This is a genomic window from Glutamicibacter sp. BSL13, from assembly GCF_052928425.1.
The window spans coordinates 1-20,628 of the sequence record NZ_JAVGCZ010000018.1 but is presented as its reverse complement, the minus strand read 5'-3'; the positions used below and the strand labels follow the sequence as shown (position 1 = coordinate 20,628).

Annotated in this window: 20 protein-coding genes and 3 tRNA genes; 11 read left to right on the top strand and 12 right to left on the bottom strand. The window is 63.3% G+C overall.

Annotation, left to right across the window (positions count from 1 at the left end):
- Positions 1–650: 650 nt before the first annotated feature.
- Positions 651–734, bottom strand: a tRNA-Leu gene (locus RCJ92_RS05310).
- Between the two features lie 268 nt (positions 735–1,002).
- Between RCJ92_RS05310 and RCJ92_RS05305 the strand changes: the two genes are divergently transcribed.
- The 7 genes from RCJ92_RS05305 to pknB are packed head-to-tail and all read left to right on the top strand — an operon-like array spanning position 1,003 to position 10,219.
- Entirely contained in the window at positions 1,003–1,842 is an 840-nt protein-coding gene (locus tag RCJ92_RS05305) for a DUF3662 and FHA domain-containing protein (protein WP_360028959.1), read from the top strand.
- Positions 1,839–2,318, top strand: coding sequence for an FHA domain-containing protein FhaB/FipA (locus RCJ92_RS05300; RefSeq protein ID WP_446753944.1), 480 nt, complete (start codon positions 1,839–1,841; stop codon positions 2,316–2,318). Before RCJ92_RS05305 ends, RCJ92_RS05300 begins: the two co-directional genes overlap by 4 nt.
- Before the next feature lie 3 nt (positions 2,319–2,321).
- On the top strand, positions 2,322–3,719 hold the full coding sequence (locus tag RCJ92_RS05295) for a PP2C family protein-serine/threonine phosphatase (protein WP_343832177.1): 1,398 nt from the start codon (positions 2,322–2,324) through the stop codon (positions 3,717–3,719).
- Positions 3,716–5,101: an FtsW/RodA/SpoVE family cell cycle protein gene (locus RCJ92_RS05290; protein ID WP_054821388.1), complete on the top strand. Its 1,386-nt coding sequence runs from the start codon at positions 3,716–3,718 to the stop codon at positions 5,099–5,101. The genes RCJ92_RS05295 and RCJ92_RS05290 overlap by 4 nt, the downstream gene beginning before the upstream one ends.
- Positions 5,101–6,552 carry a penicillin-binding transpeptidase domain-containing protein gene (locus tag RCJ92_RS05285; RefSeq protein ID WP_346922434.1) on the top strand — a complete coding sequence of 484 codons (1,452 nt, stop codon included), beginning with the start codon at positions 5,101–5,103 and terminating at the stop codon, positions 6,550–6,552. The genes RCJ92_RS05290 and RCJ92_RS05285 overlap by 1 nt, the downstream gene beginning before the upstream one ends.
- Entirely contained in the window at positions 6,549–8,369 is a 1,821-nt protein-coding gene (locus tag RCJ92_RS05280; protein WP_446753943.1) for a protein kinase domain-containing protein, read from the top strand. The genes RCJ92_RS05285 and RCJ92_RS05280 overlap by 4 nt, the downstream gene beginning before the upstream one ends.
- Entirely contained in the window at positions 8,369–10,219 is a 1,851-nt protein-coding gene (gene pknB, locus RCJ92_RS05275; RefSeq protein ID WP_446753942.1) for a Stk1 family PASTA domain-containing Ser/Thr kinase, read from the top strand. The genes RCJ92_RS05280 and pknB overlap by 1 nt, the downstream gene beginning before the upstream one ends.
- A 28-nt stretch (positions 10,220–10,247) precedes the next feature.
- Here the strand turns inward: pknB and RCJ92_RS05270 are convergent, their stop codons facing one another.
- Entirely contained in the window at positions 10,248–10,889 is a 642-nt protein-coding gene (locus RCJ92_RS05270; protein ID WP_343832185.1) for an anthranilate synthase component II, read from the bottom strand.
- A gap of 173 nt (positions 10,890–11,062) precedes the next feature.
- Entirely contained in the window at positions 11,063–11,827 is a 765-nt protein-coding gene (locus tag RCJ92_RS05265) for a class E sortase (RefSeq protein ID WP_446753941.1), read from the bottom strand.
- Between the two features lie 207 nt (positions 11,828–12,034).
- On the opposite strand from RCJ92_RS05265, the gene RCJ92_RS05260 reads away from it, so the two are divergent.
- The gene (locus tag RCJ92_RS05260; RefSeq protein ID WP_446753958.1) at positions 12,035–12,286 is read left to right on the top strand and encodes a cell division protein CrgA; all 252 of its coding nucleotides are present in this window, start codon (positions 12,035–12,037) and stop codon (positions 12,284–12,286) included.
- A 37-nt stretch (positions 12,287–12,323) separates the two neighbouring features.
- Here the strand turns inward: RCJ92_RS05260 and RCJ92_RS05255 are convergent, their stop codons facing one another.
- On the bottom strand, positions 12,324–13,208 hold the full coding sequence (locus RCJ92_RS05255) for an ArgP/LysG family DNA-binding transcriptional regulator (RefSeq protein ID WP_343832189.1): 885 nt from the start codon (positions 13,206–13,208) through the stop codon (positions 12,324–12,326).
- A gap of 71 nt (positions 13,209–13,279) precedes the next feature.
- On the opposite strand from RCJ92_RS05255, the gene RCJ92_RS05250 reads away from it, so the two are divergent.
- Positions 13,280–13,891, top strand: a complete 612-nt coding sequence (locus RCJ92_RS05250; RefSeq protein ID WP_446753940.1) for a LysE/ArgO family amino acid transporter — start codon at positions 13,280–13,282, stop codon at positions 13,889–13,891.
- A 570-nt stretch (positions 13,892–14,461) separates the two neighbouring features.
- Here RCJ92_RS05250 and RCJ92_RS05245 read toward each other — a convergent pair.
- A complete protein-coding gene (locus RCJ92_RS05245) occupies positions 14,462–15,085 on the bottom strand; it encodes a rhomboid family intramembrane serine protease (RefSeq protein WP_391503117.1) in 624 nt (207 codons plus the stop codon).
- Positions 15,086–15,433: 348 nt separating this feature from the next.
- Positions 15,434–15,979 (bottom strand): peptidylprolyl isomerase, encoded by a 546-nt coding sequence (locus tag RCJ92_RS05240; protein ID WP_446753939.1) that lies wholly within the window; start codon positions 15,977–15,979, stop codon positions 15,434–15,436.
- A gap of 182 nt (positions 15,980–16,161) precedes the next feature.
- Here RCJ92_RS05240 and RCJ92_RS05235 point away from each other — a divergent pair, with 182 nt between their 5' ends.
- Positions 16,162–16,368 (top strand): hypothetical protein, encoded by a 207-nt coding sequence (locus RCJ92_RS05235; RefSeq protein ID WP_054820821.1) that lies wholly within the window; start codon positions 16,162–16,164, stop codon positions 16,366–16,368.
- A gap of 60 nt (positions 16,369–16,428) precedes the next feature.
- Here RCJ92_RS05235 and RCJ92_RS05230 read toward each other — a convergent pair whose 3' ends face one another.
- Both RCJ92_RS05230 and RCJ92_RS05225 read right to left on the bottom strand, forming a co-directional pair.
- Positions 16,429–17,316 carry a DMT family transporter gene (locus RCJ92_RS05230; RefSeq protein ID WP_343832194.1) on the bottom strand — a complete coding sequence of 296 codons (888 nt, stop codon included), beginning with the start codon at positions 17,314–17,316 and terminating at the stop codon, positions 16,429–16,431.
- Positions 17,317–17,400: 84 nt separating this feature from the next.
- Positions 17,401–18,393, bottom strand: a complete 993-nt coding sequence (locus tag RCJ92_RS05225; protein WP_446753938.1) for a bile acid:sodium symporter family protein — start codon at positions 18,391–18,393, stop codon at positions 17,401–17,403.
- A 98-nt stretch (positions 18,394–18,491) separates the two neighbouring features.
- Between RCJ92_RS05225 and RCJ92_RS05220 the strand changes: the two genes are divergently transcribed.
- A complete protein-coding gene (locus RCJ92_RS05220; protein ID WP_343832198.1) occupies positions 18,492–19,637 on the top strand; it encodes a glycosyltransferase family 4 protein in 1,146 nt (381 codons plus the stop codon).
- 81 nt (positions 19,638–19,718) lie between these two features.
- Here RCJ92_RS05220 and RCJ92_RS05215 read toward each other — a convergent pair.
- From RCJ92_RS05215 to RCJ92_RS05200, 4 genes are all read right to left on the bottom strand, one after another.
- A tRNA-Ala gene (locus tag RCJ92_RS05215) sits at positions 19,719–19,794 on the bottom strand.
- A 7-nt stretch (positions 19,795–19,801) separates the two neighbouring features.
- Positions 19,802–19,921 (bottom strand): DLW-39 family protein, encoded by a 120-nt coding sequence (locus RCJ92_RS05210; RefSeq protein ID WP_212743898.1) that lies wholly within the window; start codon positions 19,919–19,921, stop codon positions 19,802–19,804.
- Between the two features lie 30 nt (positions 19,922–19,951).
- Positions 19,952–20,025, bottom strand: a tRNA-Ile gene (locus tag RCJ92_RS05205).
- A gap of 121 nt (positions 20,026–20,146) precedes the next feature.
- Positions 20,147–20,628, bottom strand: a 482-nt coding sequence (locus tag RCJ92_RS05200; protein WP_446753937.1) for a DUF3566 domain-containing protein, incomplete at its 5' end; no start/stop codon positions are given.

The window sequence follows — 20,628 nt, the reverse complement described above, 5'->3', positions numbered from 1 at the left end:
GCGATTGTTGACCGAACGCGACGAGAACGAATACCAGCCGCACATCTTGCGACAAGCTTCAGCCGTTGAGCGTCATCACATGGCCTGGGTGCATCTCGCGACGCATGGCGGCTTATGGGCTCTCCTGCTCCTCATAATTGGGGGAAAGTGCTATGCCACTAGAGCGCTGATTGGGGTTCTGCAAGCTGCTACAACAGCACTGACCCCGAATCGGACCGAGCATTTCTCGTGCCGGGCTGAGCTGAACATCACCCGAGATCGCTTGTCATCATCTATGGATAGAGCGCAGTTACTGGCAGCTGGCCCGTGGAGTTCGTACAACGACGCAGTTCAGGCGAAAGACAATAGGTGCTGACCAATCAGCTTAAAGACTATTTGTGTCCCGCGCACAGGCTGGTTGCCGTCTGGCGCTAGCTCGAGACTCGGGACCGACCCTGAAAAATATTCTCGTAGAGCCACACACACAGCTAGGCTACCTAGCGATCGCAATGGCATCCGACATGGAAGTCGCACCAGCCAGCCCGGGCAAAGGGCCGCCCTGAGCTCCTTCGCTGCCCTACCAAGAAGGCTCGGCGTTCTTTTTGATCGCTTACAAGAAAGAACCCCTGATCCTGGATTGCTTTCCCGGATCAGGGGTTCTTTGCTCTCTGTGCGCGAGGGGGGACTTGAACCCCCACGCCCTTGCGGGCACTGGCACCTGAAGCCAGCGCGTCTACCAATTCCGCCACTCGCGCTTGTTCGCTACTCTCGCAGCAACGAAAATAATCTTATACACACTCGATTCGATTCTCCTAATCGAAATGGGCAAATGTGGTTAGCGACACAATTGAAACTCTTTAGGTGTCCAAATCGTTGCCGTATCGTCGGACTGCGTGCAGTTGGCATCCTGCATTTCCACAGCCGAAAACAGTAAGATCGACAGAGACGTTCCGCGCCACACGGGTCGCAGGAACCAAGCACTTGCCCTGCGACATGCGTGAATCTAAGAAAGGAGCGCTCGAAATGAGCTTTCTCGACAACGTCGAACGTGGTCTAGAGAAGGTCGTCACCAGCTTCTTTCGCGGCAACAGCAGCGCGGAGATCAAACCGGTGGAACTGACTACTGCCCTGCGCAATGAAATGGACCGGGGCATCCTGGCCATCAGCGAGGGGCGCAGCCTTGCCCCCAACGACTTTGTCGTACACCTGAGCAACGATGACTACCAGACCGCCAAGGCCTGGGGTTCCTCGGTTGTCAACGAAATGGCCAAGGTCACCGCCGAGCACGCGATGAGCCAGGGATACTCGGTGCGGGACAACATCCGCATTCACTTCGTGGCCGAAGAGGACCGCCGCCGCGGCGAAGTCGAGATCAACGCCTCCATCAAGGAAGGCGCGGCAGGCGCCGCCGCCTCCGCATCGGTAAAGAATCCAGCTCCCGCCCCCACACCGGCCGCAGCACCGGCTCCGGCAACCCCGGCGGCCGAGCAGCCACGCACCACCGCCCAGCCGCGGGCCGCGGCCCGCCCCGAACCGGCACGCGCCCCGGCACCGGTGGCCAAACAGGCCGTGCTGGAGGTTGATGGCCAGCGCTATGCCCTGCACCATCATTCGATTGTGCTGGGCCGTTCAGCCTCCACCGACATCCCGATCGATGATCCGGGCGTTTCCCGGCAACATTTCCGTGTCGAACAAAGAGGAGATGACTACGTGGTACTCGATCTGGGGTCCACCAACGGCACCTTCGTCGACGGCCGCAAGGTCAACGGCGAGACCCGGGTGGGCGATGGCTCGGTCATTTCCCTGGGCAAGACCAAGGTTGTCTTCCGACTCATCGCCCAGGGGCAGAAGGGACGCGCATGAACGACCTGCTGCTCGCCCTGTTCCGCCTGGGCTTCCTGGTTCTGCTGTGGCTTCTGGTGCTCAGCGTCGTGGGCGCCATGCGCCGTGACCTGGTCATCGGGACCCGCGCCCGCACCGGCCAGCCCAGCGCCCGTGCGATCAAGAAGAACCCGACACTGACTGAACCTGAACCGACCGCCCGCAAGACGGCCACCGCCCTGCAGGTGGTGGAAGGCCCACTTTCCGGCCGCGAAATCAAGCTTGACGGCCAGCCGATCCTCTTTGGGCGCGCCCAGGATGCAACCGTCGTGTTGGAAGACGACTACGCCTCCGGTCGCCACGCCCGGCTCTTCCCGCAGGGTTCGCGCTGGTTCCTGGAGGACCTGGGATCCACCAACGGCACCTTTATCGGGGAGAACCAGCTGTCGCGTCCGCAGCCCGTGGAATTGGGCCAGCGGATCCGCATTGGCAAGACTGTGCTGGAGTTGAAGGCCTAGCCTATGGCATTGAAGCTCAAGTTTGCCGCCCTGTCAGACGTAGGCCGAGTGCGTTCAAAGAACGATGATTCGGCCTACGTTGGCGAGTACCTGGCGGTGCTGGCCGACGGCATGGGCGGGCACGTCGGTGGCGACGTGGCTTCGGCATCCACCGTGCTGGATTTGATCCACCTGGACCGCCGCTACACCCCGGATCCGCAGAACGCGCTGCCCGATGAGATCCAGGCGGCGAACCTGGTGCTGAACGAACTGGTGGGCGCGAACCCGAAGCTTTCGGGCATGGGCACCACCGTGACCTCGCTGCTGCTCTCCGAGGAAACGCTGCACCTGGCGCACATCGGCGACTCGCGCGCCTACCGCCTGAAGGACGGGGTGTTCGAGCAGATCAGCCGGGACCACACGTTCGTGCAGCGCCTGGTCGAGGAAGGCCGAATCCGCCCCGAGGAAGCATCGGTGCACCCGCACAAGAACGTGCTGCTGCGCGTCCTTGGCGATTCGGATGCCTCCCCCGAACTGGACATCCAGCAGCTGCCGGCCGCGGTCGGTGAACGCTGGCTGCTGTGCTCCGACGGCCTGACCGATGTGGTGCCCGACGAAATCATTGAGCAGGCGATGCGCACCACCGCGGACCTGGAGGAGATCGCGGCCGACCTGGTGGCCACGACCCTGCACAACGGGGCGCCGGACAACGTCACCATCGTCCTGTTCGACATTGTCGAAACCCCTGACCTGCCCCCGGTCCAGGCGGTCTCCGGGGAACCGGAACCGGACACCGGACAGCTGACGATCGCCGTGGAGGGTGACATCGAGGCCAGCGCCTCGCTGATCCGCCATGAGATCTCCCAGCGCCCGCACGTACTGGTGGGCGCCGCCGACCTGGCCACCCAGACCGGGCAGATCCCGGTGGTCACCCAGAGCACCGGTGAGCGCCGCGCCGCGGCCCTGCTCACCCACCGTTCACCGGAAGCGGGCGACATGCTCGACCCGCTCGAGAGCCACGGCCCGCGCCGACGCTGGTTCCTGCCGGCGCTGCTGACCCTGATGAGCGTGCTGGTGGTGATCGTCGGCGCGTGGGGCTACCTGTGGACCCAAACCCAGTATTTCGTGGCTCCCAAGGACGGCAATGTGGCCATCTACCGCGGGGTGCCCCAGGAATTGGGACCGATCTCCCTCTCCGAGGTGGAGTCGGTCAGCAATATCCCGCTCGAGGCCCTGCCCACCTATTCGCGTCAGCGGGTCGAGTCCTCGCTCTACGCGCAGGACCTGAACCACGCCCAGGCGATGGTGCACGAACTGCTGGTGACCGCCAAGCAGAAATGTCCGGTGCAGGCCCCGGGCAAGGACGACCAGAACAATGACCAGGAACCCGTGCCCGCCTACTGTGAGGAGATCATGCAATGAGCGAATTGCAGACAGCACCGGTTCCCCGGCGCAATTTCGAACTCCTCCTGCTCGTGCTCGCCCTGGGAGTTGGCTTCGCCGCCTTCTACCTGATCGGGACCGCCACCGAGGAAACCGACCGCAGCGGCTTCGTGTTGGAGATGGGGATCCTCAGCGGCCTGGCGCTGCTGGTCCACATCCTATTGCGGCTTTTCGCCAAATATTCTGATCCGGTAATACTTCCGATCACGATCGCCCTGAACTCGCTGGGTCTGGCCATGATCTACCGCTTGGACCTGGCAAAGTCCACGGAACAATCGTTCCGCCAGCTGCTGTGGACGGGCATCGCCATGCTCATCGCCGCGGTGGTGATGTGGGCGGTGCGCGATCACCGCAACCTGCGCCGCTTTACCTATATCGCCCTGCTGGCATCCATTGTGCTGCTGCTGCTTCCGATGATTCCCGGGCTCGGGGTGACCATCAACGGCGCGCGGATCTGGATCCGGGTGGCCGGGTTCTCCCTGCAGCCCGGTGAGCTGGCCAAGATCACCCTGTCGATCTTCTTCGCCGGCTACCTCTCCTCCAACCGCGACCTGATCCTGATGGCCGGGCGCAAGGTCGGTCCCATGCAGCTGCCGCGCATGCGGGACATGGCGCCCATGGTGGTCGCCTGGATCCTGTCCATCGGCGTGCTGGTGGTCCAGCGCGACCTGGGGTCCTCGATCCTGTTCTTCGGCCTGTTCATCGTGATGATCTACGTGGCCACCGCCCGCATCTCCTGGGTGGTCATCGGCCTGCTGATGGTGGCGGTCGGCGGCGTGTTCGCCGCGACCACCATGAGCCACGTGACCCGACGGCTGACCACCTGGCTGGACGCGTTCAACCCGGACATCTACTACGCCACCGGCGGCAGCATGCAGATCGTCGAGGGCCTGTTCGGCATGGCCGACGGCGGGCTGATCGGCACGGGGCTGGGCAACGGTTCGCCCTACCGGGTGCCGCTGGCCAACTCGGACATGATCATCGCCTCCTTCGGCGAGGAGCTGGGGCTGATCGGCGTGGCCGCCATCATCATGCTCTACCTGCTGCTGGTCTCCCGTGGGCTGCGCGCCGCACTGGGATCGCGAGACAGCTTCGGCAAGCTGCTGGCCACCGGCCTGTCCTTCACCCTGGCCCTGCAGTGCATCGTGATCATTGGCGGGGTCACCCGGCTGATCCCGCTCACCGGTCTGGCCACCCCGTTCATGGCGGCCGGCGGATCCTCACTGCTGGCGAACTGGATCATTGTGGCGCTGCTGCTGCTGATCTCCCACAACTCACGCAGACCAATGACCGGGCATGTGGGCCCGACCGATGAAGTGGCCACCCCCGGTGCCAGCGATCCGAAGGCGGTGAAAAGCTAGTGAATCAGGCCATTCGGCGCGTTTGGGTTGCCCTGATGGTGATGTTCCTGGTCTGTTTCGGGGCGCTGAGCTATATCCAGTTCTTCGCCGCCGACCAGCTGGCGGGCAACGCCCTGAACAAGCGTGAGCTGTACCGTGAATTCGACATGCCCCGTGGGGCGATCTTGGTGGACGGCAAGCCGATCGCGGAGTCGGTGCCAACCGAGGACGGGCAGTTCACCTACCAGCGCGTCTACAACGACCCGGAGGTGTACGCGCACCTGACCGGCTTCTACTCGTTGGCCAACATGTCCACGCATCTGGAAAGCGAGCTGAACGACTGGCTGACCGGCAAGAGCTCCGACCTGCTCTTTGACCGGCTCTCCGCGCTGTTCACCGGCAAGACCACCGAGGGCGCATCGGTGGAGCTGACCATCGACGACGAGCTGCAGCACAAGGCGTTCAACATGCTGCCCGACGGACTGCGCGGCACCATCATCGTCACCGATGTGAAGACCGGCGACGTGTTGGCCATGGCCTCCAAGCCCAGCTACGACCCGAACAAGCTCTCGGTGCATTCCACCAAGGCCGCCTCGGAGAACCTGAAGAAGCTGACCGGCGTCAAGGGTTTGAGCCCGTACGTCAACCCGGCGCTGGGCAACCGGTTCAGCCCCGGGTCGACCTTCAAGATCCTGGATCTGGTCACCGGGCTGGAGTCCGGGAAGTACGACATGGACACCCCGGTCCCCAACCCGCAGCAGGTGAACATCCAGGGCGCGAAGATCAGCAACTTCGCCGAGGGCATCTGCGCCAACCGGACGCAGGCGGATCTGCGCTTCATCACCGCGCAGAGCTGCAACACGCCGTTCGCGCAGATGAGCGAGAAGCTGGGTTCCGCACCGTTCGAGGACGTGGCCGAGCGCTTCGGCTTCAACCAACAGCTGAATATCCCGCTGAAGGTGACCGAAAGCCAGTTCAAGCCCAACATGAGCGCCGGCGAACTGGCCCAGTCGGTCATCGGCCAGCGTGACGTGCAGGCCACCCCGCTGCAGATGAACATGGTCGCCATGGGCATCGCCAACGACGGGGTGATCATGCAGCCGAACCTGGTCAAGAAGGTCATCGCCCCGGACCTGCGGGTCCTGGAGGAGACCAAGCCGAAGGAGTTCTCCACGGCCACCACCAAGGAGGTGGCCAACAAGGTCGCCGAACTGATGAAGGGACCGGTGCAGTCCGGCACGGCGATGCGGGCCAACGTGCCCGGCGTGGACCTGCGGGTCAAGACCGGCACCGCAGATGTGCCGGATGACCAGCCGGGGCGCACGGTGAACTCCTGGGTGACCGGCTTCGCCCCGGGCGATGACCCCGAAGTGGCCATCACGGTGGCCTTTGAAAGAATTGACTACGACAAGAACCACCGGTTGGCGGTTTCCCTTATGAAGCAAATGACAGAGGCGGTGTTCAACCAGTGAGACCAGTTACCGGTACTACATTGGGAGGTCGCTACAAGCTGACCGACCGCATCGCGATCGGTGGCATGGGCGAAGTCTGGAAGGCTCGCGACCAGGTGCTGGGTCGGCTGGTGGCCATCAAGATCCTCAAGGAGGAGTACACCGGCAACGAGGGCTTCCTCACGCGTTTCCGCGTGGAGGCCCGGCACACCGCACTGCTGAACCACCCGGGCATCGCCGGCGTCTTCGACTACGGCGAGGAAGAGGGCTCAGCCTACCTGGTCATGGAACTGGTGCCCGGCCCGCCGCTGTCAACCATCATTGAACGGGACCGCAAGCTGGATGTGGACCGCACGCTGTCGCTGATCGCCCAAACCGCCCGGGCCCTGGCCGCAGCGCACGAGCACGGGCTGGTGCACCGTGACGTGAAGCCGGGCAACATCCTGGTCACCCCCTCGGGCAAGGTGAAGATCACCGACTTCGGCATCGCCCGACTGGCCGACCAGGTCCCGCTGACCGCCACCGGCCAGGTGATGGGCACCGCCCAGTACCTGGCCCCGGAACAGGCCACCGGGCAGACCGCCACCGGCAGCTCGGACATCTACGCGCTGGGCGTCATCGGCTACGAGCTGCTGGCCGGACGCCGGCCCTTCACCGGCGAATCCCAGATCGCCATCGCACTGGCCCAGGTCAACGACACTCCCCCGCCGCTGCCCGAATCCATTCCGGCCCCGGTGCGCCAGCTGATCATGTCCATGCTGGCCAAGGACCCGGCCGACCGCCCGAAGAACGCCAACGCCCTGGCCGACGCCGCCGAGGCGCTGCGCCACGAGGACACGCACACCGCGGTGCTCGCGGTGCCGGGCATGCTGCGCACCGGGATCGAGGACACCGCCACCCAGGCGATGAACCTGGACGATGAGAAGACCCAGGCGGTGCCCACCCAGGACACCACGGTGCAGGCTGCAGCCCCGGCCACCAGCGCCCTGCCGGTCACCCCGGCGGCCACCCAGTCGCTGCAGGCCTCTTCCAGCTACCAGGACTTCGACTCCGATGGGCTGGCGGACAACGAGGACGCCCACGACCAGGAGGAGAGGAAGCGCGCCCCGTGGCTGGTCCCGCTGATCGTGGTCATCGTCCTGGCGGTGCTGATCGCCCTGGGCGCCTGGCTGATGCCGATGTTCACCGGCGCCAGCGACGATGATGAGTCCAGCGTCTCCCCCACGGTGAGCGCGAGCGAGACCAGCAGCGAGCCGAGCGAGGAAACCACCGAGCCGACGCAGAGCACCACCGCCGCCAGCTCCCCTTCCGAGGATGCGCAGTCGCCGAAGACCGTGCAGGTCAGCAACGCCTTGCTCGGCCAGCACATTGATGCGGTCACCGCGCAGCTGCGGGACCTGGGCCTGAAGGTGGACGCGGTGGCTCGGCCCATGCAGGACGAGGATCCGGGCAACGTCACCGACATTTCCCCGATGGGCACCGTCAATGCGGGCTCGACCGTGCGGGTCACCTACGCCATTGCCCCGGAAACCGTGGAGGTGCCCGGCGTGGTCGGCCAGTCCTCCAGTGCCGCCAGGTCGCAGCTGAACCAGGCCGGCCTGTCGGTCGGCTCGGTGACCGAGCGTGCCAGCGATGAGCGGGCCGGCACCGTGCTGAGCCAGAGCCCGGCCGCCGGTAGCAGCCAGGCCCCGGGGAGCAAGGTCAGCCTGGTCATCTCCTCCGGCCCGGAGCCCAGCCCCGAGCCGACCGAAGCCACCTCCTCGGCACCGGCCGAGACCTCCTCCCCTGCCGCCGCCCCCTCCTCCTCGCCCACCGCATCGGCCACGGAAGATAACTGATGAACGAACAGTCAGTGCTTCCGCCGGGCGTGCCCGACCTGGTGGCTGGGCGCTATGAGCTGCAGTCGCTGATCGGGCGCGGCGGGATGGCGGACGTGTACCTGGGCATGGACCGGCTGCTTTCCCGGAAGGTCGCCATCAAGCTGCTGCGCCCGGACATGGCGCGCGATTCGATGGTGGTGGTGCGCTTTGAGCGTGAGGCCAAGGCGGTGGCCGGGCTCAGCCACCCGAACATCGTGGGCGTCTACGACACCGGGGTCATCCCGGCCGGGGACACCCGGCCCGATGAGCTGCCCTACATCGTGATGGAGTACGTCACCGGGCGCACGCTGCGCCAAATGCTGAAGGAAGAGCGGATCGAACCCGAGTTCGCCGTGGACGTGATGCACGGGGTCTGCCAGGCGCTGGAGCACTCGCACGCGAACCACGTGGTGCACCGGGACATCAAGCCGGCCAACGTCATGGTCACCGACGACGGGCACGTCAAGCTCATGGACTTCGGCATCGCCCGGGCCGCGAACGACTCCTCCGCCACGATGACCCAGACCGCCGCGGTGGTGGGCACCGCCCAGTACCTCTCCCCGGAGCAGGCACGCGGGGAGATCGTGGACCACCGCACCGACATCTACTCCGCCGGCTGCCTGCTCTACGAACTGCTGGTGCACGAGCCACCCTTCACCGGGGACTCCCCGGTATCGGTGGCGTACCAGCACGTCGGCGAGGACCCGGTGCCGCCCAGCGAGGCAAACCCGGACGTTCCACAGATCTACGATGCCGTGGTGCTCAAGGCGCTGGCCAAGGAACGCGACGACCGTTTCGACTCGGCCGCGGACCTGTCCCGGGCCCTGGACGATGCGTTGCACGGCATCCCCTACCAGGACCCGCAGCTGGCCACCAGCACCCAGCCCACGGTCGCCCTCTACCAGGAGCCGACCCAGACGATGGACGCCGAGGCCGCCGCATACGATGCGTCCGCCACCCGTCCGCCCACCGACGAGCACCCGGTGTTCGCCAGCCGCCAGCAGCTGCACGACGCGACCCGGCGGCCCAAGTCCAACCGCGGCATGTTCTGGCTGATCTCCATCATTGCCGCGATCGCGGTCATCGTCGCCGGCTTCATGGTCTACCGGATGATCCAGCTGGACCAGGAGCGCAACGCCCCGGTGGGCATCCCGAACGTGGAAAAGCTCTCCGAGGAGGAAGCCACCGCCCAGCTGACCGCGCTGAACCTGAACGTGCAGGTGGAGCACGAATACAGCGACGCCGTCGACGAGGACCTGGTGGTGCGCACCGACCCGAAGAGCGGTGCCTCGGTGCCCAAGGAAAGCCTGGTGCGCCTGTACATCTCCGACGGCTCTGAACAGCGCACCATCCCCGATTCACTGGCAAACCAGACCGAGGTCGCCGCGCGCGAGGCACTGCGTGAAGCCGGGCTGGAAGTCGGCGAAGTCACCAGGGCCAACCATCCAAGCATCCCCACCGACTGGGTGGTGCAGACCAGCCCGGAAATGGGTTCCAAGGTCAAGGTCGGCTCGCAGGTAGACCTGATCCTGTCCACCGGCAAGGTCACCGTCCCGGATGTCACCGGGTCCAGCCTGGATGACGCCAAGGCGAAGCTCGAGGCCGATGACCTCGGCCTGAAGGTGCAGTACACCTATGAGCAGAGCAGCGAAGCCGTCGACACCGTGCTCGAGCAGTCCTCCGGCCCGAACGAGGATGTGGAACAGGGCAGCACCATCCAGCTGACCATCGCCCGGGCGGCCGCGTCTTCCAGCCCGTCGCCGGATGAATCGGATGAGTCCAGCGAATCCCCCAGCGAGAGCCCTTCGCCCTCGGCCAAGGAGGACTAGCTCCCTGTCTCCCGCCCCGGGCGGGAGGCTACGCGGAGAAGAGCGGGCTGAGTCCGGCGGCTTTGGCAGCGGCTCCCTCGAGCCCCACAAACTGCAGCCAGTTGCCCAGCATTAGGTAGCCATCCTGGGTCAGCACCGATTCCGGGTGGTACTGCAGCCCCCAAAGCGGCGCGGTGCGGTGCGCCAGACCCATCACTACCCCGTCCTCGGTTTCGCAGATGATTTCCAGTTCCTGCGGGATCGTGGAGCGCACCGCGGCCAGTGAGTGGTAGCGGGTTGCCGTGAACGGGTTGGCCACCTGCGCGAAGACCGGATGCTCAGCATGACGCACCAGCGAGGTCTTGCCGTGCATCAGCTGTTCGGCGTGGGTCACCGTGCCACCGTAGGCCTCGGCGAGGGCCTGATGCCCCAGGCAGACCCCAAGCATCGGCTTGTTGTGCTCGCCGCACCATTTGATCAGGTCAATGCTGACCCCGGCGCCGGTCGGGTCCCCCGGCCCAGGCGAGATGAGCACCCCGTCATGCTCCTGGGCCAGCGCAATGGCCCCGGAAAGGTCCCGGTCGTCGTTGCGGATGACCGTGGTCTGCGCCCCCAGCTCCTGCAGGTATCCGACGAGGGTGTAGACAAAGCTGTCGTAGTTGTCGATCACCAGGATCTTTGTCGCACTCACAGTATCCTCAAACCAATCGTCGACTCGGTAAAGGGGCTGAACTGGCTCAGCCACGGGAAAACATACACCATCAGTAATAGTACGACTGCGGCAATCAGAATCAGTGCCTGGATGACGCGAAACCACAGCGGTCCGGGCAAATTACGAAAAATCCATGAATACATTTCCTACCCCTAGCTCGTGGCGTCCTTGACCAGGTCCCGGATCTCCTCGGGAGGCCCCGCCTCCAGCGGTCGCCAGCTGGTCAGTTCGGAGTAGGCGATGATGCGTTCACGGGTGGTGAACGGCGGATGGCAGCTGGTCATGGTCAGGATCGAGGTGGTCGGTTCGGCTCCGTACCCGTGGGGCACCGGCAACAGCACTTCCCCGGCGCTGGGCGGGACGATCTCGGTTTTGCGCCAGGTGTAGGTGTAGTACCCCTGCTTGGTCTGCAGGTAGACCTTGTCGCCTTCTCCGAGCTTGTCGATGTCCCAGAAAACCTGTCCGTGCGTCTGGCGGTGGGCCGCGACCGCGAAGTTGCCCTGCTCCCCCGGCTTCTGGGTCGTGGGATAGTGGCCGATGCCCACGCTGTCGATCACATCGCTGCCCACTCCATTGGTGACCGGATGATGCGTTCCATTTCGGCCAAACTGCGGAAAATACATGATTCCGAAGGTCTCTGCATCGGCGATCTCCGTAACGGGGGCCGGTCCGTAGTCCTTTTCATCCACCGTCTCGGGGATGTTCACTTCGCCCAGGCTTTGCACCAGCTCACCGGTGGCCTGCTTCTGCGCGTGGGCCGAGTCAATATTCGTCCACCATAATTCCCACACAACGAAGAGCATCAACACAATTCCGAGGGTGATCAGCAGTTCCCCGAAAAACCCGAGCAGACGATTACCCACGCTGACGGGACGGCGGTCGGTTCGGCGTCCGGGCCGGGCAAGCGTTCGGTTCAAAGGGGCGGTCCTTAGCACGGGATACTTGGAGCAAAGTTGTTCGCATCATAGCCAGTTAGCCCCCGCGGGAAGCGGCGCAACGGCTAGTATGGAAGCTACGCGAAGTATGGATCGTCTTGTCGGTGATACTTCGTTCCTAAGACTACCGGGAACGCCGTGGCGAGTCCTGTTTAATACAATGAGCTGATGAAGCTAGGGAGCTATACATTGCCGGAATCGAAGCGTCGCACGAAGAATCCCCAGGCCGCCGCGGAGCGCGCGGCGCGCAGCGCTGAGAGCCCGAATCCGGTTTGGTACAAGCCGGTAATGTTCGGGCTGATGCTCCTTGGCCTGGTCTGGGTCATGGTGTACTACATTTCGCAGACGCTCTTCCCCATCCCCAACATTGGTGGCTGGAACATCGTGATCGGTTTTGGCATTGCCATGATCGGCTTCTTCATGACCACAAATTGGAAATAGTTTCCGCAACACCGCTGTGGTCCGCAGCGTAGACAGCCTAAAGCCCGGCGGCCTGTGCCGCGGACATCAGAATCCGACCGAAACTGTCCAGTGCCCGCGAACCCATGGACCACCGTTGCCAGTACAGCGGCACCTCAATGCTCCATGCATCGTCAAGACGGTGCAGCTCAGGCAGCTGCCGCAGCTGCAGTTCCGGCAGCATCCCCCAGCCCATACCTGCCTCAATTGCCGTAGCGTAACGCCACGAGTCCGGGACATAGTGCGTCGCCACTCCGTCCCACGTTGACTGTCCGGTCACTCGCCCACGCAGCTGGGCTTGCAGCGGATCGTCGCGGTCAAAGATCACCACCGGGGCCACCGCCAGCCAGTCACGTGGCGCCATCCCGTCCCGGCGGGCAATGAATTCCGTTGATGCCACCGCCCAGTAGCGCATGGTTCCCAACTTTTGCACCGCGCATCCTTGCACCGCATCGGCGCTGGTCGTCACCACCCCACTGACCTCGCCCTTCCTCAGCAGTTCCGCGTTACGGTGCTCATCTCCCCTGCGCAAATCACAAATGAGGTCCTCGCGCCGACCCAGTTCCCGCAGAACGTCGATGAACCAAGTTGCCAGGGAATCGGCATTGACGCCAATGGTGATCCGTTGGGGCGTTTCCGCATGCTCCCCTTCCCCCAGATGCGTGTTCAGCTCTCTGCCCAGGGAGACGATCTGGCGCGCGTAGCGCAGCACCGTGACACCGGGCTCCGTGGGCCGCACCGGCTTACTACGCAACACGAGAATGGTCCCGGCCCGTTTCTCCAGGGCCTTCATGCGCTGACTCACCGCCGAAGCGCTGATCCCCAGGTCAATGGCGGCGCCATCGAAGCTGCCAGCCTCGATGACCGCCAGGAGAGTCTCCAGCTGCTCAAAATCGAAGTTCACATTAGCAACTCTAAAGTGTCCTAAGACTTTTAAGTTCGACAACAGTTATGAGGTTTTTCTACTGTTGCTACATGCTTGCTACACCTGCCCTGTTGGGCTTCGGCACCGGACTGTCGCTCATCGTCGCGATCGGCGCCCAAAATGCCTTCATCCTGCGCCAGGGAATCACTCGTCAGCACGTTTGGGTGGCGATCATCATCTGCATGCTCTCGGACATTGTCCTGATCTCTGCGGGTATTGCCGGCCTGGGTGCCCTGATAGAGCGCGCGGAATGGATCATGAGTGCGGCACGCATAGGTGGAGCACTTTTTCTGGCACTCTATGCCCTCTTCGCGCTACGCCGCGCGCTCTCTCCCACGAGCATGGCTACCAAGAACTCCCCCAGCGAATCCTCGGCATGGAGAGTGGCGCTGACCACCCTCGCCCTCACCTGGCTCAACCCTCACGTCTACGTTGATACTGTTCTGCTCTTAGGTTCTATCGGCAACTCATTTGCCGGTGCCCGTTGGCAGTTTGGTGCTGGTGCCATCGTCGCCAGCTTGGTCTGGTTCACGGCCCTGGGTGTTGGTTCGCGTTATTTGGCGCGCTTCTTCGCCAAGCCACGCGCTTGGCAATTGCTCGACGGGTTCATCTGCCTGTTCATGCTCTACTTTGCGATCCGCCTGATCCTCCCCCTGTTCTAGGCGGAAAATCCCGCCCCGAGCCGCCGGCGACATCCTCCTTGCCTAATAGGCGGGCGATTTGATCGCGCAGTTATCAACAGCTCTCCACATCTATCCACAGCACCTGTGGGAATCTTTCGCGACAACTTGTTCACAAAGTTATCCACAGCTGGGGAGAAGTCCGTCGGCGCCGCCCCCAAAAGAAGCGAAAACCCAGGGATCCCGGGAGGTGGAGGGAGAGGAATTACACGCCTGTAAGTTATTAACAGTGTGGATTACCGCTGTGGATACGAGCACTTTGAGTCACCAGGAATCCACATAAGTACATGTCAGCCTTGAGTCGTTTAAAAATTCGAATCAGCCGCCCCGAATGCGCCCATGCTCGGAAAACGTGAATCTACAGGCCCTGTTTAAAAGTTATCCACAGGTGTGGAGATTCCTGTGTAAAATAGTTGAACGTCGGCCCTCCAGCCCCGGCAACAAGGGGATCCACGGTATCTAACAACCCGGTTCGGCTCGGGAATTACATGTGTGTAAGTTATTAACAGTGTGGATAAGCAGTGTGGATAAGGCGCTGGAGTAGTGTTCGAACTAGGCCAGTGGAAAACGAACGGCCACCGCTGCCAGATAGAGCATGCCCGTTACCACCACGCTGAGAATACCGAGCAGAACAAATTGCAAGGTCGTCCGCTGGGATCCCTTGGGGATAAGTACGATGGACGCTGCGGCAGCTAGGCCAAGCACTGCTCCGCCTAGGTGGCCTTGCCAGGAGATCCCGGGCACCACGAAGCCCATAACGACATTTAGCAGTAGGACAATGCCCATTTGGCGCAACGCGGTCCGGTTGGTACGGAAAACCACAAACAAGGCCAGGAACAAACCCGAGAGCGCTCCCGATGCACCCAATGTCGCAGTGTACGGGTCACTGAGAAGCAAGACGCCCAGAGAACCACCCAAGGCCGAGAGGAAATAGAGCCAGCCAAAGCGCACGCGTCCAAGACGCGGTTCCAGCAGCACCCCGCAGATATACACGCCGTACATATTCATGGCGATATGCAGCAAAGACCCCTGCGAGTGGGCGAAAGCGCTGGTCAGTACACGCCAGGGCTCCCAGTAAGCCAGTGCGCCGACGAGCACAATTTGCTGCGTGAAATTGGGGATGACCCATTGCAGGACATACATCAGCAAATTCACGCCGATCAGGGTGTAGGTCAACACCGGTTTTGCACTCGAGCGGGCGGTCCCACCAAACTCGGTCTTCGCACTGGGTATGGCCCTGTTGGCGTTGCGGACACACTCAATGCATTGCACCCCCACCGGGGCAGAGACCTGGCACCGTGGGCATACTGGTCGCCCACATCGATGGCAGGACACGTAGGAGATCTGGTCTGGATGCCGGTAGCACGTCGGTACCTGCGTTGATTCCGGTGAGACTTGCCCGTAGGACATGGGGGTGTTCCTCAGATATTTAGTGTTGGGGAAGCGGCGGGGACGTTAAAGGTATGGGCTCCGACCGCCACTTCAATGGCGACCGGAGCCCGCGGCGTCAATGACGCGAAGATCCTAGAGGGTCTCGATATCGATCGAATCGATGACGACATCCTCAAGCGGCTTGTCACGCCCGTCGGTGGCCACTGCGTTCAGCGAGTCGACGATCTTGCGCGAGTCCTCGTCAACAACCTCACCGAAGATGGTGTGCTTGCCCTGCAGCCAGGTGGTGGGAACGGTGGTGATGAAGAACTGGGATCCGTTGGTTCCACGACCCATACGAATGCCGGCGTTCGCCATGGCCAGCTTGTAGGGCGCGTTGAAGTCCAGCTCAGGGTTGATCTCGTCATCAAACTGGTAGCCGGGGCCGCCAAAGCCCTGGCCCAGCGGATCGCCGCCCTGAATCATGAAGTCAGAAATGATGCGGTGGAAGATCGTGCCGTTGTACAGCGGGGTATCGGTCTTCTTGTCGCCAGTTTCGGGATGCACCCATTCCTGCTCACCGGTGGACAGTCCCAGGAAGTTCTTCACGGTCTTCGGGGCGTGGTTGCCAAAGAGGTTGACGACGATGTCGCCCTTATTGGTGTGGATTGTGGCTTTATGCGTTGCAATTGCGGTCATGCTCCTTATTCTCCCACGTTGAGACCGGCGACTGCCAAAGACACCTGTACGCGTTGAGTGAAAAACGCGGTAAAGGCGTGGTCTGGCGATTCTCGCATGGTGCGTCAGGGAGAAAGTGCATAGGCTGGATGAGTCGAAGGTCTTCCATTGGGCCGGCGCGTGGCCTAGCTAAAGGAGTTCACATGGAAAAGAAGAAGTTCGGGTTCGGCAAGTTCATGATGATCGGTGTGCTCGCCGCGGCCGTCGCCGCGTTAGTAGCGGTGTGGAAGGCGTCGAAGCCGATTGAAGACCCCTGGCAAATGCCGGCCCCTTCGACTGAGCCGCAGTCTCCGGTGGCAAAGTCCACGGAAGCCGAGACCGAAGACATTCGCAAGCTGGCATCCGAATAACAAAAAAGACCAAGCCAAGCACGTGTATTCCTTTAAGGGAATGCACGTGCTTGGCTACTTTTACGGTGATTCGAGGGGCACAGTGGGTGGCTCGGGCTTGGCTTGTCCGCGGACCACCAGAACTAGGCCGCCGAGGATCACGATCAGGCCCAGGATGGTTCCGGCGGGCACGAGCTGGCCGATCATCAGGGCCGCGATGAATGCCGCCCCGGGGATCTCGAGCAAAATGAGAGTCGAGACCGTCAGTGGACCGAGGATGCTCAGCAAATGGTTTAGGGCCGTATGACCCAGAAGCTGCGAACACACGGTGAGTGCGACGATGCCAAACCATCCCCAGGCGTCAAAACCCCAGATCTGCTCCCCGGCCAGGAGGCAAATCGCCAGCAGTACCAGGGAGGTCACGGCATAGCAGACCGATGCGTAGGCACCGGTTGACATTGTCCGCCGCGCCACCGATCCCGCTAGGGTATATGCTCCTGCAAGCATTCCTCCGAGGATAGCCAGAAGGTCACCGAGAATGGCCTCACGCCCGTGCCCAAGATCAAAACCGGTGATGATCACGACGCCGGTGATGGACAGCGCAATTCCCAGGAACACCATGCGGGTGTAGCTAACTCCCCGCAACCGTTGGAACACCACAATCCAGACACCCTGGATGCAGACCAAGGCCGTTGCGGCCGCCACCGAGGTCATGCGCACTGCGTACATGAAGCAGACGAAGTGCAAAGCCAAGCAGACTCCGGCGATGGAACAAAAGGCCCATTCGCGTCGACCCATGCGGCGAAACGAGGTCGGGTCCCGGTGCAGTGTCGGCGCCACCAGCACCGCGGTGGCGCCGAAGTTCCGCCACAAGGCCATCGCCAAGACGGGAACACCGGGAAACGCCGCAATCAGCGGGCCGGAGGCGGAGACTCCCAGGACGCCTACGATCACAAGAAGGATGGTCACCAACCAAGGCTACATTTCCACCCCGCTGTTGGCCGCCTCGCGAGTCCTATGTTGCCGCAAGGCGCTGTAATCGCCTGTGGCCGGCTAGTTCTTGGATGCGCCTGCTGCCTCCGCGTTCTGGCGCCGGCGTCGCCAGAACGCGGCCACGAGGGCTCCTGAGAGGTTGTGCCAGACGGAGAACACCGCGCCTGGAAGAGCGGCTTCAGGGGAGAAGTACTGGGTTGCCAATCCGGCGGCCAATCCCGAGTTCTGCATTCCCACTTCGATGGATACGGTGCGCTTGGACCCCTCGGGCAACCGTAGTGCGGCTCCGACTCCATAACCCAGCAGCAGTCCTGCCGCGTTGTGCAGGATCACTGCAACCAGCACCAGCAGTCCGGCCTGCAAAATGGTCTGGGCACTGCCGGCAACGATGATGGTGACCACGAACGCGATCGCCAGTACGGAAACCCAGGGCAGGGCCTTGAGGACGGCTTCCACTGCCCGGTTGAACAGCAACCGGATGACCAGGCCCAGCAGGACCGGAATCAGCACAATTTGAACTACGGTGCCGGCCATCGACCCGGCAGCCACCGGCAGGTACTGCCCGGCCAGCCACAGCGTGAGCAGGGGAGTGAGCAGTGGTGCCAGCAGGGTGGAGATACTGGTCATGGCCACGGACAGTGCCACATTCCCGCGTGCCAGGTAGGTAACGACATTGGAGGCGGTGCCGCCGGGGGCACAGCCGACCAGGATGACGCCGGCGGCCAGCGCGGGATCCAGGCCCAGCAGCGCGGCGATGGCCCAACCCACCAGCGGCATGATGACAAACTGGGCGCAGACCCCGCCCAGCACCGGAAGCGGGTGACGCAGCACCATCCCGAAGTCCGGCAGGGTCAGGGTCAGTCCCATGCCGAACATGATCACCATCAGCAGCGGATTAATCAACGGGGACAGCGGCTGGAAGGCTGCGGGCATCAGCATGCCGGTCAGCCCGCCAAGCAGGATCAAGGCGGGAAAGAGCAGTACCGCGGTGCGTGCACTGCGGGTTTCGTTTTCCTGCGCGGCATCAGCGGTGTATGGGTCGTGCGTGGGCATGTGCAATATCATGGCACGGCGGTGCACGAACGCGAAGTTCACCCGGGGGAGCCGAGCGGTTCATGAAGCGGCCATATGCGCCTTCCACGATGGGTGGCGTGAAGGTTAGCATCGTCGCCGAATCGTTCCTGCCCCACACCAACGGAGTCACCAATTCGGTGCTGCGCACCCTGGAGCATCTGCGGGCCACCGGCCACGAGGCCGAGGTGATCGCCCCTGCCGCTTCCCAGGCGCGGCAGCGTCGCGGGAGGGGAGTTCCGGGGCAGTACTGCGGCTTTCCGGTACGCACCCTGCCCTCCATGTCCCTGGCCAGCTATCCCAGTGTCCGGTTGGCCGCTGGCCCGGTCGGGGTGTTGCGCCGCATGTTCCACGCCTCGGCCCCGGATGTCGTCCACCTGGCCAGTCCCTTCGTGCTGGGTTGGCGGGCACTGCGGGCCGCGGGGGAGCTGGGCCTGCCCACCGTGGCGGTCTATCAGACCGAGGTGCCGGCCTATGCCCGTCCGTACCGCGTGCCCTGGCTCGAGGCCCGGTTGTGGGAACATGTGCGGGCCATTCACCTGGCGGCGGACCTGACCCTGGCCCCCAGCACGTTCTCCCGTTCGCAGCTGCAGCAGCTGGGGGTGGGACGCGTCAAGCTGTGGCGCCGGGGCGTGGACACCGCCCTATTCACCCCGGTGCGAAGAAACGAGCAACTGCGGCAGCGCCTGGCGCCCGGCGGGCAGCGGATCATCGGCTACGTGGGACGCCTGGCAGCGGAGAAGCAGGTCGGCGACCTGCGGGTACTGGCTGGCCTTCCCGGCACACGGCTGGTGATCGTCGGTGACGGGCCGTTGCGTGAAGGCCTGCAGCAGCAGTTGCCCGGTGCCGTTTTCCCCGGCTTCCTGCGCGGCAGCGAGCTGGCCGAGATGTTGGCCTCCCTGGATCTGTTCGTGCACCCGGGGCAGTCGGAGACCTTCTGCCAGACCATCCAGGAGGCCATGGCCAGTGCGGTCCCGGTGGTGGCGGTTGGACGCGGGGGACCGGTGGACCTGGTCTCTTCCTCGCACAACGGCTGGCTGTATCAGCCCGGGAACCTGGTGCAGCTGCGTTCCCAGGTGGCCGATTTGATCTATGATGACGCCAAGCGCGCGGCGTTTGCCGCGGCGGCGCTGGAAAGCGTCCAGGAGCGCTCCTGGGGCCGCATCGGGGATCAGCTGCTCGGCCACTACGTTGCCGCCGCAGAGCACGCATTGACGGGCCGCTGAGCGTTTTCTCCTGGCAGGCGCCGGGAACCTGGCGTGGTTAAAGCAAAAATCCCATCCGGTGTGGGATGGGATTCTCTGTGCTGGTGGAGGTAAGGGGACTCGAACCCCTAACCCTCTGCTTGCAAAGCAGATGCGCTACCAATTGCGCCATACCCCCGCAGGGATCAGGATACCTTGTCGGTGACCTGCTGCCAGGTCTCCTTGGTTTCCGAAGAACCCTTGGCCTTCTTGATCAGAACCGCTGCAGCGGCCGCAATCGAGCCGAGAATCAGGATCTTTTTCATTTTCCCTCTTTCCCAGTGGCAAGGTTTCCGTGGGCGTACCAAGACTTGAACTTGGGACCTCTTCGTTATCAGCGAAGCGCTCTAACCGCCTGAGCTATACGCCCTTGCCATTCCCTTCGGAACGAAATAAAACATTACCGGGGTTTTGGCCCGGACACAAATCGAGCCCTGGTGGCATCCATCACAAATCCCTCCAGGGCTCGAAAAGCGCGTTGCGGTGCGTGTTTAGTCGTCGGTCAGGGTGACTCCGACGCCGCCGACCAGCGAGGCAGCGATGTTGTACAGGACCGCGCCCAGCATCGAGAGCACCGAAATGACCACCACGTTGACCACCGAGAGAATGGTGGCGTAGGAGGCGACCTGGCCCAGCGAGAACGCGTCACGCAGGTCGAAGCCGCTGTCGGCGCCGATCGCGTCGCGCATCAGCTGGTTGAAGCTGTCGAACGTGCCGGTCAGATCCAGCACCGCCCAGAACGCCACCGCGGCCACCACGGTGACCACGCCGAAGGCGACCGAAAGCAGGAAGGCGAGCTTGAGCACCGAGAACGGCTCCACCTTCGACACCAGCAGCCGGGCCTTGCGCACCTTGGCCTTCGGAGCCGGACGCACCAGCTTCTCCTGGCTGCCGGCCGGTCGGGCGTTGGCCGGAGCGGGACGACCGGCTGCCGGGCGGGCGGCGCCTGCGGGGCGGGCCTGGCCGGCGGCGG